General features: G+C 52.5%; 16 protein-coding genes. 13 read left to right on the forward strand and 3 right to left on the reverse strand.

Annotated features, from left to right (window positions below; translation table 11 throughout):
- Positions 1-16 precede the first annotated feature (16 nt).
- The 10 genes from wecB to AC0YNV_RS17480 all read left to right on the forward strand — a co-directional run bounded on the left by wecB (position 17) and on the right by AC0YNV_RS17480 (position 10,069).
- Positions 17-1,114, forward strand: coding sequence for a non-hydrolyzing UDP-N-acetylglucosamine 2-epimerase (gene wecB / locus AC0YNV_RS17435; RefSeq protein WP_475769365.1), 1,098 nt, complete (start codon positions 17-19; stop codon positions 1,112-1,114).
- Positions 1,104-2,087: a polysaccharide biosynthesis protein gene (locus tag AC0YNV_RS17440; protein ID WP_475769175.1), complete on the forward strand. Its 984-nt coding sequence runs from the start codon at positions 1,104-1,106 to the stop codon at positions 2,085-2,087. Before wecB ends, AC0YNV_RS17440 begins: the two co-directional genes overlap by 11 nt.
- Positions 2,084-2,917, forward strand: coding sequence for a dTDP-4-dehydrorhamnose reductase family protein (locus AC0YNV_RS17445; protein ID WP_475769176.1), 834 nt, complete (start codon positions 2,084-2,086; stop codon positions 2,915-2,917). Before AC0YNV_RS17440 ends, AC0YNV_RS17445 begins: the two co-directional genes overlap by 4 nt.
- On the forward strand, positions 2,899-3,861 hold the full coding sequence (locus AC0YNV_RS17450) for an NAD-dependent epimerase/dehydratase family protein (protein ID WP_475769177.1): 963 nt from the start codon (positions 2,899-2,901) through the stop codon (positions 3,859-3,861). Before AC0YNV_RS17445 ends, AC0YNV_RS17450 begins: the two co-directional genes overlap by 19 nt.
- A gap of 120 nt (positions 3,862-3,981) precedes the next feature.
- Entirely contained in the window at positions 3,982-4,764 is a 783-nt protein-coding gene (locus AC0YNV_RS17455; RefSeq protein ID WP_475769178.1) for a glycosyltransferase, read from the forward strand.
- 110 nt (positions 4,765-4,874) lie between these two features.
- Complete coding sequence (locus tag AC0YNV_RS17460) at positions 4,875-5,573, forward strand: FadR/GntR family transcriptional regulator (protein ID WP_475769179.1); 699 nt, start codon at positions 4,875-4,877, stop codon at positions 5,571-5,573.
- A gap of 160 nt (positions 5,574-5,733) precedes the next feature.
- Entirely contained in the window at positions 5,734-7,062 is a 1,329-nt protein-coding gene (locus AC0YNV_RS17465) for an ABC transporter substrate-binding protein (protein ID WP_475769180.1), read from the forward strand.
- An 87-nt stretch (positions 7,063-7,149) separates the two neighbouring features.
- Positions 7,150-8,040 carry a carbohydrate ABC transporter permease gene (locus AC0YNV_RS17470; protein WP_379112982.1) on the forward strand — a complete coding sequence of 297 codons (891 nt, stop codon included), beginning with the start codon at positions 7,150-7,152 and terminating at the stop codon, positions 8,038-8,040.
- Entirely contained in the window at positions 8,040-8,867 is an 828-nt protein-coding gene (locus AC0YNV_RS17475; protein ID WP_210037241.1) for a carbohydrate ABC transporter permease, read from the forward strand. The genes AC0YNV_RS17470 and AC0YNV_RS17475 overlap by 1 nt, the downstream gene beginning before the upstream one ends.
- The gene (locus AC0YNV_RS17480) at positions 8,864-10,069 is read left to right on the forward strand and encodes a trans-sulfuration enzyme family protein (RefSeq protein WP_475769181.1); all 1,206 of its coding nucleotides are present in this window, start codon (positions 8,864-8,866) and stop codon (positions 10,067-10,069) included. Before AC0YNV_RS17475 ends, AC0YNV_RS17480 begins: the two co-directional genes overlap by 4 nt.
- Before the next feature lie 130 nt (positions 10,070-10,199).
- Here the strand turns inward: AC0YNV_RS17480 and AC0YNV_RS17485 are convergent, their stop codons facing one another.
- From AC0YNV_RS17485 to AC0YNV_RS17495, 3 genes are all read right to left on the reverse strand, one after another.
- Entirely contained in the window at positions 10,200-10,916 is a 717-nt protein-coding gene (locus tag AC0YNV_RS17485) for a glycosyltransferase family 2 protein (protein WP_210037242.1), read from the reverse strand.
- 141 nt (positions 10,917-11,057) lie between these two features.
- Positions 11,058-12,146, reverse strand: a complete 1,089-nt coding sequence (locus AC0YNV_RS17490; protein WP_475769182.1) for a glycosyltransferase family 4 protein — start codon at positions 12,144-12,146, stop codon at positions 11,058-11,060.
- A 156-nt stretch (positions 12,147-12,302) separates the two neighbouring features.
- On the reverse strand, positions 12,303-13,295 hold the full coding sequence (locus AC0YNV_RS17495; protein WP_210037244.1) for a ketoacyl-ACP synthase III: 993 nt from the start codon (positions 13,293-13,295) through the stop codon (positions 12,303-12,305).
- 154 nt (positions 13,296-13,449) lie between these two features.
- Between AC0YNV_RS17495 and AC0YNV_RS17500 the strand changes: the two genes are divergently transcribed.
- The 3 genes from AC0YNV_RS17500 (at position 13,450) to AC0YNV_RS17510 (ending at position 15,518) form a co-directional block, all read left to right on the forward strand.
- Positions 13,450-13,815 carry a hypothetical protein gene (locus AC0YNV_RS17500; protein ID WP_475769183.1) on the forward strand — a complete coding sequence of 122 codons (366 nt, stop codon included), beginning with the start codon at positions 13,450-13,452 and terminating at the stop codon, positions 13,813-13,815.
- Positions 13,737-14,753 (forward strand): adenylate/guanylate cyclase domain-containing protein, encoded by a 1,017-nt coding sequence (locus AC0YNV_RS17505; RefSeq protein WP_475769184.1) that lies wholly within the window; start codon positions 13,737-13,739, stop codon positions 14,751-14,753. Before AC0YNV_RS17500 ends, AC0YNV_RS17505 begins: the two co-directional genes overlap by 79 nt.
- An 87-nt stretch (positions 14,754-14,840) precedes the next feature.
- Complete coding sequence (locus AC0YNV_RS17510; protein ID WP_210037246.1) at positions 14,841-15,518, forward strand: YhcN/YlaJ family sporulation lipoprotein; 678 nt, start codon at positions 14,841-14,843, stop codon at positions 15,516-15,518.
- Positions 15,519-15,619 lie beyond the last annotated feature (101 nt).

A 15,619-nucleotide genomic window follows, 5' to 3' on the forward strand; every position in this document is an offset into this window, starting at 1 on the left:
GAAGGTGAATCACAGAATGCGCGTTGTAACGGTTTTGGGCACGCGCCCGGAAATTATACGTCTAAGCCTTATTATTCAAAAGCTGGACGCGCTGGCTGAGGAGCATGTGCTCGTGCATACGGGACAGAACTTCTCTCCCTCGCTCAGCGATATTTTCTTCGAAGAGCTTGGACTCAGGCAGCCGGACTACAGGCTGGGTCAAAGCATGCTCTCCTTGGGCAGGCAGCTCGCCGTCATGTTCGGGGAGATCGAAGGCATTCTGAATGCGCACCGGCCAGATGTGGTGCTGCTGCTTGGCGATACGAACAGCGCATTATGCGCCGTGATGGCCGAGCGGATGGGCATACCTGTTGTACACATGGAAGCGGGCAACCGCTGTTATGACTTGTCGGTACCGGAAGAGAAGAACCGGAGGATTATCGACGCCGTGTCCACGATCAATATGCCGTACACCTCATACAGCAAAGGCAATTTGCTGCGCGAAGGGTTCCCTGCCGGGCGGATCGTGCTGACAGGCAATCCGATTCACGAGGTAATCAGCCATTATATGCCGCAGATCGGGGCCAGCGATGTATTGGAGCGCCTTGGTCTTGCGCCGGGCGGCTATATGCTGGTAACGGCGCATCGTGCCGAGAACGTGGATTCCCCGGAGCGGCTAGCGGGCATTCTGGACGGCTTGAACCGTATCGCCAGGCGGTTCGACAAGCGGCTGATATGCAGCGTTCATCCGCGGACGCGCTCGCGTATTGACGAGGGAGAAAAACGAATGGCGATGGATGAGCGTGTCGAATTCTTTGAGCCATTCGGATTCTTCGATTTTGTTCAGCTGGAACGGCATGCGGCCTGTGCGATAACGGACAGCGGGACCGTGCAGGAGGAATGCTGTCTGTTCCATGTGCCGACGGTCACCATCCGTCAGACGACCGAGCGGCCGGAAACCGTTGATTGCGGCAGCAATGTGGTCTGCGGCCTGAAAGCTGCGCGAATGGAAGAAGCGGTGGTGGTTATGACCGCCCTGCCGCCAAAATGGCAGTGTCCGGATGGCTATCTGGCGGATGACGTGTCCGATAAAGTGGTCAAATTTGTACTTGGAGGGAAATGGGATGTTCACTAATCAGCGGATCCTGGTAACCGGGGGGACCGGGTCGTGGGGATACGAGCTGATCCGTCAGCTGCTTCTGCAAAAGCCAAAGCAAATTATCATTTTTTCCCGCAACGAATCAAGTCAGGTGGCGATGAGCCGCGCCTTCGACGATTCCAGATTAAGCTTCTGCATCGGTGATATTCGGGATAAAGAAGCCTTATCCCGCGCATGTGAAGAGGTGGATTATGTTTATCATCTGGCCGCGCTCAAGCATGTGCCCGTTTGTGAGGATCAGCCCTATGAAGCGCTCAAAACCAACGTGATCGGCACGCAAAATGTCATTGAAGCGGCGATCGCAAACAAGGTCAAGCGCGTCATTTATATTTCAACCGATAAAGCCGCCAATCCTTCCAATTTCTATGGAATGACCAAGGCAATCGGCGAGAAGCTGATCGTGTATGCCAATCTGCTCCGCTCGGATACGACATTCGTCTGCGTGCGCGGCGGCAATGTGCTCGGCACGAACGGCAGCGTGGTGCATCTGTTTATGAATCAAATCAAGACCGGCCATCAGGTCCGGATTACCGACAAGAGAATGACCCGTTTCTTTCTTACTCTGGAGGATGCTATCAAGCTGTTGTTCAAAGCTTCCGCGGAAAGTCTGGGGGGCGAAATATTCGTGATGACCATGCCGACATGCCGGATCGTCGATTTGGCAGCGGTGCTTATGGATGCGATCGGAATTGAGGCTGATATCATTGAAACCGGCATTCGCCCGGGCGAGAAAATTCACGAAATTCTGCTGACAGAGCACGAAAGCACGACGACGGTTACCTATGACACCGCCTATTTGGTCATACTCCCCACTATAGATATTCCGGGACTCAGGGAGCATTACAGCAAATATGTGCCGGTCAAATTCAACAGCTTCAGCTCCAGCCAATCGTTGATGAGCCTGGATGAAATCCGCACCATGCTGGTGCGTGGAGGTTTTCTGCCATGAAGCTGCTGATTGTCGGCGGGCATGGAATGGCCGGGCATATGCTGGTCCGATACTTCCGTATGGAGCGCGGGTTCGAGGTCGTCTATACGGCCCGTTCTCCAATCCATGGAGATGAAGGCATTTTCCTTGATGCTCAAGATGGCGAAGCCGTTGCTGCCGTCATCCGCAAGCAGCGTCCGGATGTCATTATCAACGCCGTCGGCATTCTCAACCAGGATGCGGAAGACCATCCCCTTACGGCTTATACCGTGAACGGCCTGCTGCCGCACTGGCTGGGACATCTGGCGGATGAAACGGATGCCCGGCTGATTCATATCAGCTCGGATTGTGTATTCAGCGGCAGAAGCGGCGGATACCGGGAATCGGACATAACGGACGGCACGAGCGTGTACGCCCGGAGCAAAGCTCTTGGCGAATTAGAGCACTCGCGGCATCTGACGATCCGTACTTCTATTATCGGACCGGAGATCAGAGCAAATGGAATTGGTCTGCTGCAGTGGTTTTTGCAGCAGGAAGGAACCGTCAGCGGCTACGCCCGCGTAATGTGGAACGGGGTTACCACACTGGAGCTGGCCAAGGCAATCAGCTACGCGATTGCCCGGCCGTCTATCGGCGGTCTCATCCATTTGACGGCTGGCGAGACGGTAAGCAAGCTGACCCTGCTGAAGCTGTTTCGCGAATACTTCAACCGGGAGCGTCTGACAATCCTGCCTGATGACGAGATTACGATCGACAGGACGCTTGTAAGCACAAGAGAGGATTGGCGGTACGAAGCGCCGCGTTTTGCTGTGATGATTGCGGAGCTGGCAGAATGGATGGCAGAGAATTGAGCCGCCCGCGTTTACTTATAACAGGCGCGGGCGGATTCTGCGGGGAGCACGCCTGCCGCTATTTTGCTTCCGCCGGCTGGGAGGTGACAGCGCTTGTCCGCCAGCTTCGTCTGGGCGGCGGCTCCCGCTGGCTTGATGATGTTGACAAGGTTCTGTCAGGCGATCTGTCGCTGCCCGAAGAGGCGAACGCTGCCTTGGCCGCGGCGCAGCCTCAATATGTCCTGCATATGGCTGGCAAGAATGCTGTAGGGCCTTCCTGGAGCGATCCCGGCGATACGCTTGCGAACAATGTGATGGGGACCGTCAATCTGCTGGAAGCGGTCAGGCGGATCGACAGGGGCAGCCTGAACTGCCGCGTTCTTGTGGTGGGATCGATGCTTCGCTTCCCGCTGCCTGCCGGCGGGGAAGCGCCAGAGCCTCCCCATCCGTACAGCTTGAGTAAAACGCTGCAGGTATTGACGGCGCGGAGCTGGTCGGCATTGTACGGAATGGATATCGTTGTCGCGGAGCCGTCGAATCTGATCGGACCGGGCAGGTCCGCAGGCTTATGCTCGCTGCTTGCCCGCTACACAGCGGCGGTCGAACGGGCTGCTGCCGGCAGCAGCGCCAGGCCGCAGCCGATGAGACTGTCATCGCGCAGCGAAACCCGCGACCTGCTGGATGTCCGCGATGCCATGAGCGCTTACGAGCTGCTGCTTCGCCATGGCGGCAAAGGCGGCATCTATCCTGTCGCCTCCGGAGTCATGCGGACGCTGGGGGAGCTTGCGGACATCTTCGCATCGCTAGCGTCATATCCGCTGGAATTCGCCGTCGGCGATTCGGCGGCGCAGTCGCCTCCGCCCGCAGACTGCAGCGCGATCCGGTCGCTTGGCTGGTTGCCTATAATTCCGCTTGAGCAATCGCTGGAGGATGCTCTTGAAGACGCACGGCGGGCAGCAGGCTAATAAGCAAGCAATCCTGAGCGGCGGTCAAATAACCCGTCGTTTCGTCTTGACTATCTATGAAATAAATAATACAAGGACAGACCGGATAACCGGACTTCAAGAAAAACGGAGGGGTTGAATTTGGAAATCAAACGGCCGAAAGTAACCATCGTGATTCCTTTTTATAACGATCCGTATGTGGGGGAAGCCATCGACAGCGCTCTGGCTCAGAGCTATGACAATCTGGAAATTATCGTGGTCGATGACGGCTCCACGCTGCACCAGGATAAGGTGGCCCCCTACCTGAACCGAATCTACTATCTGGGAAAAGCAAACGGAGGAACCGCCAGCGCGCTTAATCACGGCTTTCGTTATGCAACCGGTGAATATATCGCGTGGCTCAGCTCGGATGACCGGTTTCATTCCGGCAAAGTGGCGAAACAACTGGATGCGATGATCAGGAGCGGAGCCTTGATTGGCCATACGGGCTTCAACCAGATGGACGCTGCAGGCAGCTTGACGAGGACTTCAATCCTTCCGCCGGGATACGAGTCGGGAGAATTGTACCGCGCTTTGCGAAAAAGCAATCCCGTTAACGGCTCTACCGTCATGATGCATCAATCGTTATTCCGCCTGATCGGGAAGTTCGACGAATCGCTTCCGTATACCCATGATCTGGATTACTGGTTCCGGGTGCTGCTGACGGGTATTCCGCTGCATTTGACCCCTGAAGCGCTGATGGATTACCGCATGCATGAGGCCATGGGCACGGTGCGTCATAGCGCGGCTATCGCAAGAGAAGTGGAAGCTGCCTATGAGAAATACGGGAAACGCTGGGAACTGTATCTGACACAGCTTGGCTATGTAACATCCAATACCGATGTGCGCTCTGAGAGTAAGCGTTCCCGCAGAGTCAGCAGGTAATGAGGCTCCGAACAGAAAACATGAAAAAGCGCTAAAGATCATTATTGACATGGTGTGTGAGTATCCCCTATTATTGACCTATCTGATAGGTAGAAGGGTACGTGAAACACATGGCTGTCCAGAAAATTCAAAAGATTCTCGTGCACGAACAGGTGTCGCAGGAGATTCAAAACTATATTCACGACGAGAAGCTCAAGGAGGGAGATAAACTGCCTTCCGTCACGGAAATGACACAAATGTTCGGCGTAGGCAGATCTTCCATGCGCGAAGCGCTCCGCTACCTGGAGGCGATGGAAATTATCCGCGTCGAGAACGGCAAGGGAATATTCGTACTGGAAGTGGATACATTCCGGTTCTCGGGCAAGGTGAAGGTCGAGCGGGAGAAGCAGTCGCTGCTCGCCATTCTTGAAGTGCGGAAAGCTCTGGAGGGCAAAGCTGTCGAGCTTGCGTCGCAGCGGATTACAGCGGGCAGGGTGAAGGAAGTACGAAGATGTCTCGAGGAATACCGCAGGCTCAAGGAGAACGGGGAGGACACGTCGAAGGTGGATCTAACCTTTCACCGCCACATCATCAAGGCAGCCAATAATCCGATTCTGGAGACCGTGCTGAATTCCGTTTCCGAGCTGTATGAGAAATTTTTCAATGATCCGCTGGGCGACAAGCAGCTGTTCGACGCCACGTACGAATTTCACTTTACAATGTTTGATGCGATTGCCTCTCATGATACGGAGACTGCCATGGAAGAATTCAACAAGCTTATGAACGCCATCGAAATTATTATAAAACAATTTAAAAGCACGGAAGCATAAAGCAGGCATTCAGCACTATTCATTTTTTTGATTCGACAACATTCGATTCATTTTTACAAATTGTATAAATTTGATTGACAATTCAAAACAATCCCATTTATAATCAACCTATCAGACAGGATGACTGTATGATACATGTGTTGGGGAGGGGTCGTGTAGAATGAAGAAGACCAGAAAAGGCTTTGCATTGCTGATTGCTTTCATTCTTGTAGCCGGCGTGTTAAGCGCTTGCGGAAGCAAGAACGAGAACAGCGGGAATGGAAACGCAGGTGCCGCCGATGGCGGAGAAAAAGTCAAATTGCGCATGATCGAAAGCTTGACAAGTCCTAAACGTACCGAATTACTTAACGCCATGATCGGCAAGTTCGAGGATGCGAATCCTAACATTTCTGTTGAATTGATCTCTCCACCGCTTGACCAGGCTGACAACAAGATCAGAACGATGCTTGCAGCCAAAGAAGATATCGATATCCTTGAAGTGCGGGATCTCAATATTGCCGAGTATGTGAATAATGATTATATCGCTCCTTTGAACGAATATGCGGACGCGTGGTCGGATTATGCAACAGTCGGCGCCGTTCCAATATCGCTTGGCTCATTGGGAGACAAGCTGTACTTCGTACCGAACGGCTTGTATGAAAGACAGATGTACTACCGTGCAGACTGGTTTAAAGAAGCTGGACTGGAGGCTCCAAAAACCTGGCAGGAGCTGTATGAAACCAGCAAGAAGCTTACGGATGCTTCCAAGAACCGCTACGGCTTCTCCTTCCGTGGAGGCCCTGGTTCCAACGGAAACAGCGACGCCATGGTCCTTACTTACAATGCGGACAACGTGAATCTGGAGGATTCGATGTTCCTGAAAGACGGTTCATCCATCTTCTCCTCGCCTGCAGCCAAAGACGCGATGGACTTGTATGTGAAGCTGTATAAAGAAGCTTCTCCTCCGGATTCCATCAACTGGGGCTTCCAGGAGCAGGTTCAATCCTTTACTTCCGGTGTAACCGCTATCCTTCTTCAAGATCCGGACGTTATTCAGTCCCTGCAGGAAAAAATGGAGGAAGGCACCTGGGCAACTGCCCCAATGCCAACCGGCCCTGCCGGCAAAGCGTTGATCGCTGCAGGCGGAGCGGGCTGGGGGATTGCGTCCTTCTCCGAGCATAAGGAAGAAGCCTGGAAGCTGATTGCCTTCCTGTCGAATCCGGAGCAAAATACCGCTTTCTCCAAAGACTATGGTTTGATTCCGATTCACACAAGCGCAACGGAAGACGAGTTCTTCAAAACAGGACCGTACAAAACGCTGATCGACGCCAGCAACATGCCTGAAACCTTCGTGAACTACAAACCGGCGTTCCAATATCCGGGAACCGGCCAATGGTCTCAGGTCAGCATGGAAAGCCAGCAATCGCTGCTGCTTGGCCAGACTACTGTCGAAGATACGCTTAAGAAGTGGAATGACTTCTGGGTTGACCAGAAATCCAAGCTCAAATAAGAGACGCTTAACAGGTAAATAAATAATATACAAAAGGTAATGGGCGGCCGCACGCATAAGCCGTCCATTACGCTTTTATCCAAGGTGGTGCGCCTGTTGAAAAATCAGAAAATGTTCATCGGACTCAGTCTTCTGCCAGCGCTGGTGCTGGTCCTGGTATTTACGTATTACCCCTTTATCAAAGGGATTATTATGGCCTTCCAGGATTATAAACTCTTCGACCTTCGAAACATCCAATTCGTCGGGTTCGACAATTTTACCGCAGCTTTTAAAGACCCTAAATTTCTGACCGCTTTATCCAACAGCGCTTATTGGGTCGGATTCTCGCTGGTATTCCAGTTTCTGTTCGGATTGCTGCTGGCGATGGTGCTGCGCAAGCCGTTTCGCGGACGGGGAGTATATCAGGGATTCGTCTTCTACTCGTGGGCGCTTTCGGGATTTCTTATCGGGCTGATCTGGAAATGGATGTTCAACTCGCAGCTTGGCGTTATCAATGATATCCTGCTTCGTCTTGGCATCATTGATGTTCGCATCGGGTTTCTGTCGGATCCGAATTGGGCGCTGTTCTCGGTAATTGTCGTCAATATCTGGTATGGAATCGCCTTCTTTGCCATTATGCTGCTGGCTGCTCTGCAATCGGTGCCATCGGAGCTGTATGAAGCGGCGGATATGGACGGAGCCAATGCCTCGCGCAAATTTTTCAACGTGACGCTGCCTTATATTTTCCCGACGATCATTACCACGACGCTGCTCAGAGCAATCTGGATTTTCAATGATCCGGCCATTATTTATGGAATGACGAACGGGGGACCTGCGGGCTCGACGCATATTTTATCCTCGTTCATGCTGGACAAAATCATTTATGGCGGAGATTACGGGGCGGCATCGGCTGTCGGCGTCATCATGATTGTGCTCCTGCTCATGTATACGATATTTTATCTTTCCGTGACGAGGTCTGAGAAAGTGGGGGATTTTTGATGAAATCTCGTGTGCTTCTGATATCCAAAATCCTGTTCCTGGCGCTTAACTTTCTCGTCATGGTATTTCCGCTGTACTGGATCGTCATTACCTCTCTGAAGCCGCAAAAGGATATTTTCTCGTTCCCGCTGCGGTATTGGCCCAAGGAACTGACCTTTAGCAACTATGCGAATATTTTCAAAATCTCCAAATTTCACATTTACATGGGCAACAGCCTGCTGATTGCAGTGTCCGCCGCAGTCGTTGTTCTGATTATCGCGATTCTCAGCGCTTATGTCATGGCCCGCTTTCGCTTTCGCGGACACAAGCAGATCATGCTTGGCTTCTTCCTGACGCAAATGCTGCCGGGCTTTGTCGCGCTGGCGCCGTTGTATCTCCTGATGAGCCGGCTGGATCTGATCAACAACCGCATTTCGCTCGTGCTCATGTACACGGTATCCTTGATCCCGTTCTCCACCATTCTGCTGCGCGGGTTTTTCCAGCGGATTCCATCCAGCCTGGAGGAAGCGGCCATGATCGACGGCTGTTCAAGGCTCTCAGCATTATTCCGCATTATTATTCCTGTCATGCTGCCGGGAATCGCTTCAACGTTTATTTTCGCTTTTGTACAGAACTGGAATGAGCTGTTTATGGCGGTGATGTTTATTGACACCGATGCGCTCAAGACGCTTCCTGTGGCGATGAATTCCTTTGTATTGAAATATGATGTGGATTGGGGCTCCATGTCCGCGGGTACCGTTCTGTCGGTTATCCCCACAATCCTGCTGTTCGCTGTAGCTCAGCGGTTTATTGTAGAAGGCTTGACACAAGGAGCGGAAAAAGGGTGAGTCATTCAATGGGAGAATCAACTGCAGACACCGAAACAAAAAAGGTGAGCGAGTATACCCGGGTTGTTTATGATCCAATTGACACCAGACATTATGGCGCCATCCACACCCCGATCTACCAGAACAGCCTGTTTGCCTTTGAAAATTACGATCAGTTCGACCAGGCCTTCCAGGATCTGCAGGCCATTCCCGTCTACTCCCGCGGTCATAATCCGACGGTGCGGTATCTGGAGCATAAAATTGCCGATCTGGAAGAAGCGGAAGAGGCCAAGTGCTTCTCGTCGGGGATGGCAGCCATAACGGCGGCGATTCTGTCCACTGTCAGTCAAGGTGATCATATTATATGCGTGAATCAGGTGTACGGTCCGACGCGCGAATTTCTGGGCGGGTATCTGCAGAAGTTCGGCATTGAGACAACCTTCGTGGACGGAAGCCGTATCGAGGCGTGGGAAGAAGCGGTACGTCCCAATACGAGAATGTTTTATCTGGAAAGTCCGACGACGCAGCTGTTTCAGCTCCAGGACATCCGGGCATGCACGACACTGGCCAAGAGTATCGGTGCCTTGACAATCATTGACAATACATGGGCTACGCCGGTGTTCCAAAAGCCGCTTCAGCTCGGCGTGGACCTCTCGGTTCATTCGATATCGAAATATATCGGCGGGCACAGCGACTGTATCGGCGGTGTGGTGATCGGATCGGCAGCCATAATCAAGGCCTTGTTTAATAAAGAATACATGCTGTTCGGCGGCATCATGACGCCGCAAACGGCAGCGCTTGTATCCAAAGGGCTGCGGACCCTGCCGCTGCGTCTGAGGAGGCATGAAGCCAGCGCGCTGAAGGTAGCCGCTTTTATGCAAACCTTGCCCTTTGTGGTCAAAGTGAATCATCCGGGGCTGGAATCCCATCCCCAGCATCAGCTGGCTATGACCCAGATGTCCGGAAGCACAAGTCTCTTTTCGTTTGAATCCACAATGGAGCTCAGCCGGATTAAGGAATGGGCGAACCGCTTGAAATATTTCAAAATCGCGGTTAGCTGGGGCGGATTCGAAAGTCTTGTAACGGTGAACAAGCTGAATTCTGCTCCGGCGGACAGTCCGCGTGTCGTTGTCCGGATTTATATCGGACTGGAGGAGCCGGAGGACTTGATGGCGGATATCGAATCGGCCTGGAAGCAGGTCGAGGCGCTTGAATTGCCATAACCCGGTCATCGGGATCAAACGTTATGAAGCTTGCTGTACAGAGCAAAACAAAACACCCCGCATCGAGCTGCGGGGTGTTTTGCTTTTTTCCAGGACCATCGCTCCGTGCTGCCGCAAACTTCTGATTATTCTATCCCGGAAGCGATGCAACCAGGGCATTCATCCTGCCGGCGTAAAGCTGGCTGACATGGGTTGCTTCCTTGACTATGGTGTCAAAGTGCTTTACGGTGCCCATTTGCGGATGCTGCCGGTAGATCGTTAATCTTTCGTTGATGAAATGAAAGTCTATCCCCGATAATATGATTCTGATCCACAAATCGTAATCATGGGTGTAGGGAAGCGATTCATTAAACCAGCCGATGGATTGAATCAAATCCCTGGTCATCATGATCGTACAGCCGTTGACGGGGCAGCCATGGCGAAGCTCAGAGATAAAGGCCTTGGCAGAGGCGTATTTGGCTGATGCCGCCATCGCCGTGATAACCCCATTCTCGTTCATCAGATCGTAGTCCGTATGGCTGATCTGCGCGTTTGTCCGCTCCATGTAATCGACCTGCCTGGCTATCTTGTCAGGGCTGAAACGGTCATCCGAGCTGAGCCAGGCCACATATTTGCCGCTTGCCATTCTCATGCCGTAATTGAGCGCGCTCGCAGTCCCGCCATTTGCTTTGCCCAAATAATGTATGCGGGATTGGAAAGGGGCAAGCAGGTGCTGATGCAGGGTTGATCCGTCATCCACGACGATAATTTCGATATTGGGATAGGTCTGGTACAAGGCGCTCATCACGGCCTGATCAATATAAGGATCATTATAGAAAGGTATAATGATAGATACTTTCGGAGTCATTATCTCTCACCTCACATCCTTTTTTCTTCCCAGTATATGAGGACAGGGTATATGCAGGCACGGCAATTGGCGGCATGCATTCGACTATATTGCGTGTCATGCATGCATACGGTCTGGAGCGGCCTGGACATCGGGGCAGCCTCAGTTGTATGCGCGAAGTCCAAGTGCAACCAATATATTCACCATATCTGCGGCGTAACGGGCCAATGAGAAATGGCTGCGGATATGCTGCTGGGCCAGCTCGCGCATTTGCTCGGTATGGGCGCGGTTTTTCATCATCAGCCCGGCTTCCCTTACGCCCTCATCAACCGTTCGCGACATGAAAAATTTTCCTGTGCGGTTGTGCTCAATAAAAGTGCGGACGCCATCAGAATCAGTGGACAGCACGGGACAGCGGCAGCTCATGGCTTCCGCAACGGCATACCCGAAGCCCTCAATGAAGGAGGTGGAAATCACCATCCCTCCGGAATCCCCGATAGCGGATAAATAAAGAGGCATATGATCATGGGGAACATTGGACCGCACAACAAGGTTAGGCGCCAGATGAAGCTCATGTACCAGATTGTTGAAGGCATCCCGCTCTCCCGGTTCGAAAATAAAAGCATCCTCGAACATCCATATTTGGAGGAGCGGGTTTTTCATCTTGAGAGCTGCGGCAATAGAGAGGAAGAGCCGCCAGTTCTTGTTGGCTTCAAGCCGGCCAATCCAGCCCACGACAGGCGCCCCGGAAGGGTTCAGCCACTGCGCATTCTGGTACGTAAAGCGATCGGTATCTATCATATTTTGCAAATAGAATCTTGGAATGTCGGACAGATGGGATTGAAAAAGCTCCATAAGGTGTGAAGTGGGGGGGCTGATAGCGGCCTGTGCGTACAACCGGATGAAAAGGGAAGCAAAAGCAAGCGTACCGCTTGCTTGCTCACGGGTGCCAAGGCCCTGCGCTTCATACAGCAGCGCTCCCGTATAGCCAAGGCCCCTGATCCTCTGCAGCATCAAATGATCGCAGGTAACAACGATTGCGTTGTAATTCCCTGCTGCAAGAACGTTGCGGATTTCATTGTCGTCATTTGTAATGAAATGTGAGACCTCTGCCATGTTTTGCCGTCCGGCGCCATCCCACAAATAGAGGGCATGAGCCTCTATTCCAACCATCCGCAAAGCTCTGCAGCGAAGCCGGTTAAGAGTCTCAATTCCTCCGCTTGGCACATAATAGGTAAACAGCAGCTTCATCTCTCATTCCTCCTTCGTTATTCCATCCCGCAGCATCTATATGTTCCATAGTATGTCTGAAACAGCGCCTCTGGTATGGTTCCTTGTCCTGTCAGGGCAATTGACAGGACATGAATAACGATCGGGTGGGAAACAGCCGCTTACGGCAGGTAAGAATTACAGGCTCCATTCAAGAAGAACGGCCGCTTCGGTCAACCCGCCGCCAAAACCATAAAGCAGACAGAGATCTCCTTTATTTATACGACCGTCGCGGATGGCCAAATCAAGTGCAAGCGGTATGGATGCGGCGGAGGTGTTGCCGAACAGCTCCATGCTTGCCAAGGTTTTCTCAAGCGGTATGCCCGTTCGCTCGCAGACGGATTCCACGATGCGCATGTTGGCGCTGTGGGGAACGAACCAGTCTATCTCTTCCGTTGTCCGGCCGTTGTTCTCCAGCAAAGCGGTTATTCCTTTGGGCACCTGGGTTACCGCCCATTTGTACACCTCGCGTCCATCCTGAACAATTTTGCCAGTGGTCTGAATAGGATGCCCATCAATATCGGCAGAGAGGCTTGAGCGATATAAATGATGACCGCTCGCTCCGCTGGTCGCGGTATAGGAGCCAAGCAGCGTGCCATCCTCGGTCCATTCCAGCAGCGCAGCGCCGGCCCCGTCGCCAAACAGGATGCAGGTGGAACGGTCGGTGTAATCGGTCGCTTTGGATAAGGCATCCGCTCCGATAATGAGTATTTTACGGTGAACGCCTGTCAGCAGCAGTCCGTTGGCCAGCTGAAGCGCGGCGACGAAGCCGGCGCATGCGGCCTGAATATCCAGCGCACCGCATGAACGGATGCCGAATTTGGCCTGAACTCTGGCAGCCATGCTGGGGAAGAACGTATCCGGGGTGGAAGTTGCCACGATGATATAATCCACATCCGCAAGGTTCACCGCATAACGGGCTTGCATATTGGCGACAGCAGCGTAGCACAAGTCGCTGCAGTATTCATCATCGGCCGATATGCGCCGCTCCCTGATGCCGGTGCGTTGGACAATCCACTCGTCGCTTGTATCCACGAGCTTCTCCATATCGTTGTTCGTGAGTATCCGATCGGGTACATAAACGCCAAAAGCGGTAAGCTTGGTTTGTGATTTAAGGGCGGAAAGCGTCATTTTATCGACTCCTTGATATCAGGTATTAGTACCAGGTTCTAATTGATACTTTAACTTAAAAGCAATGGTGCTGTCAATGAAGGTAAGGTACACTATTTATACGACAAAATTCGTCAATTTACGAACCTGAAGGCATGAGAACGGAGGAAGTCGGGTGGGCAATGGAAAACCGGAGGTTCATTTGGTCATGGAGAAACAATTTGCGCTTTCCAAATCCCGCATATGGGAAATTCTCTCCAATACGAATCGTATCAACCGGGCAATCGGGCTCGATCCGGTCATTCGCGGGGAGCTGCGCGATCACCGTTCCATAAGCCGGGCAATGAAATCAACCGCGCTGCGTCTGCTGCCTATGGAATGGCAGGAATATCCATTTGAATGCGGCTTTCCGCAATTCATGAACGGTATAACTGCGAATGGTGCGGAATCGATTACGAGGCAATGTTCGACCGTTATGTTGAGCTCTGCTTCTCCGTACATCCGGAAATCCGGCGTTCCGCGCGGGCTGTCTATTGCATAGGGGCTCCGGCCTTCTCGCCCCATATCTGCACGCAGCGTCTGATAGGTTCCGGAGAACGTACGGACTTGGCGCCGCCTGAACAAGACATTGACTGGAGAATACGCATTCTGCGCAGCAATGAATGGATTCATTTGAAGCTTGATTCCGCTCCGCAAGAACAGCATGACAAGGATAGTCATCCAGTAACGGAGTTGACTATAAATGAACAGGGCTGGGCACAGGAGAGTGCCGCCGGTTATTGTGGCGGCGGCATCCGGATCGCAAATGAACGCGATCATGAGGTGATTGTCGTTATTGAACGCGAAGGCTGGGATGATCTCGTGGCGACAGCTCCACATGTGACCCTGCTGCCCGAATTTCGCAGCCTGTTCTCTTCGGATGTGCTTGCGCCCGGACAGCAAGCGGGAATTTCCAGCCTTACTGTGCTGTTTACCGATCTTTGCGGCTCCACGGCTTATTATGAGCAGGTTGGCGACGCCAGCGCGTATGGATATGTCAGGCAAATGTTCGACTTCTTGTCAGCGACGGTCGAGCTTCATGGAGGAGCGGTTGTCAAAACCATCGGGGATGCCGTGATGGCTGTATTTGACAGGGCGGAGGACGGCATGGCAGCTGCTCTGGATATCCAGCAGTCCCGGCAGGCAGAAGATGGATTGGACCTTCGCATAGGGCTCCATCACGGTCCGGCGGTGGCGGTCGGCATGAACGGGCGAAATGATTATTTTGGGCGGACAGTCAATATGGCGGCGCGGATTCAAGCCTTGGGCAATCCCGGGGAAATCGTGCTTGAAGCCAATTTGCACAACCAGCTTTTCCGGCGGATTGAGATAACAGCGGATTCCTACAGCTCACATTCCTTTGTTGCCGCACTGAAGGGAATGAAGGAGCCGGTTCAGCTGGTTCGCGTCCAGCCTCACAACATGAGGATATCCGGTTGATCTAAAAAAGTTACCAGCATAGAGCCTCCCCGTTCGGCGAACGCTATAAGCGGGCCGCAACATAAGTTACGAAACGGAGGATGGCATATGCAGCGCAAATGGATCATGCTCATGGCAGTGGCTGCAACAACAATGCTCGCCGGCTGTTCGGACAAGCACGGAGAGCTTGGAAACAAGAACATCCGGCAAAACAGCATTACCTACGACATGAATGGCAACCGTATCATGAATAAGCGCTTCGCCAACGATCAGATGAATGAAATGAATCGTATGGACGGCCGAAGGCTCAACAGCAATAATATCATTGGCGCCCATAAAAATTACCGCCTGGAAATGAGCAGCGACATCGCGGCCCGGATCGCTGCCATGGAAGAGGTGGACAAATCGTTTGTGATGCTGACGGATAACAATGCGTATGTTGCCGTAACCTTGAAGAATTCCTCAACTCATACGCAACACGGCACCGTAATGGAAAAAAATCTGCCCAAGGGCAGAACCGCCCAAAGCTATATGCGGCCTCTTGCGAATACCAGGCCGGAACATCACGGCAAGGAATTGGCGCATGGCTTGAAGCAGAAGGTAGCCCATAAAGTAAAACAGATAGCGCCTCAAATCGAGCATGTATATGTGTCGGCCTCGCCGGATTTCGTTCACCGTATGAGCTCCTATTCGGAAGATGTGAAATCCGGCCATCCCATTCAGGCCTTTATTACCGAATTCAACGCCATGGTTGACCGCGTGTTCCCAGTCCGGCCCAAACCATAAATTTCTCTGATTGTAACTGACAACAATCTCTGCCGGCAGCCTGCCGCATGGGTTGTTGTTTTTGTTTTACCGGTCGAAGGATATTCATGTTATTCCCTGAT

This window comes from Paenibacillus sp. JT31N11, assembly GCF_056269285.1.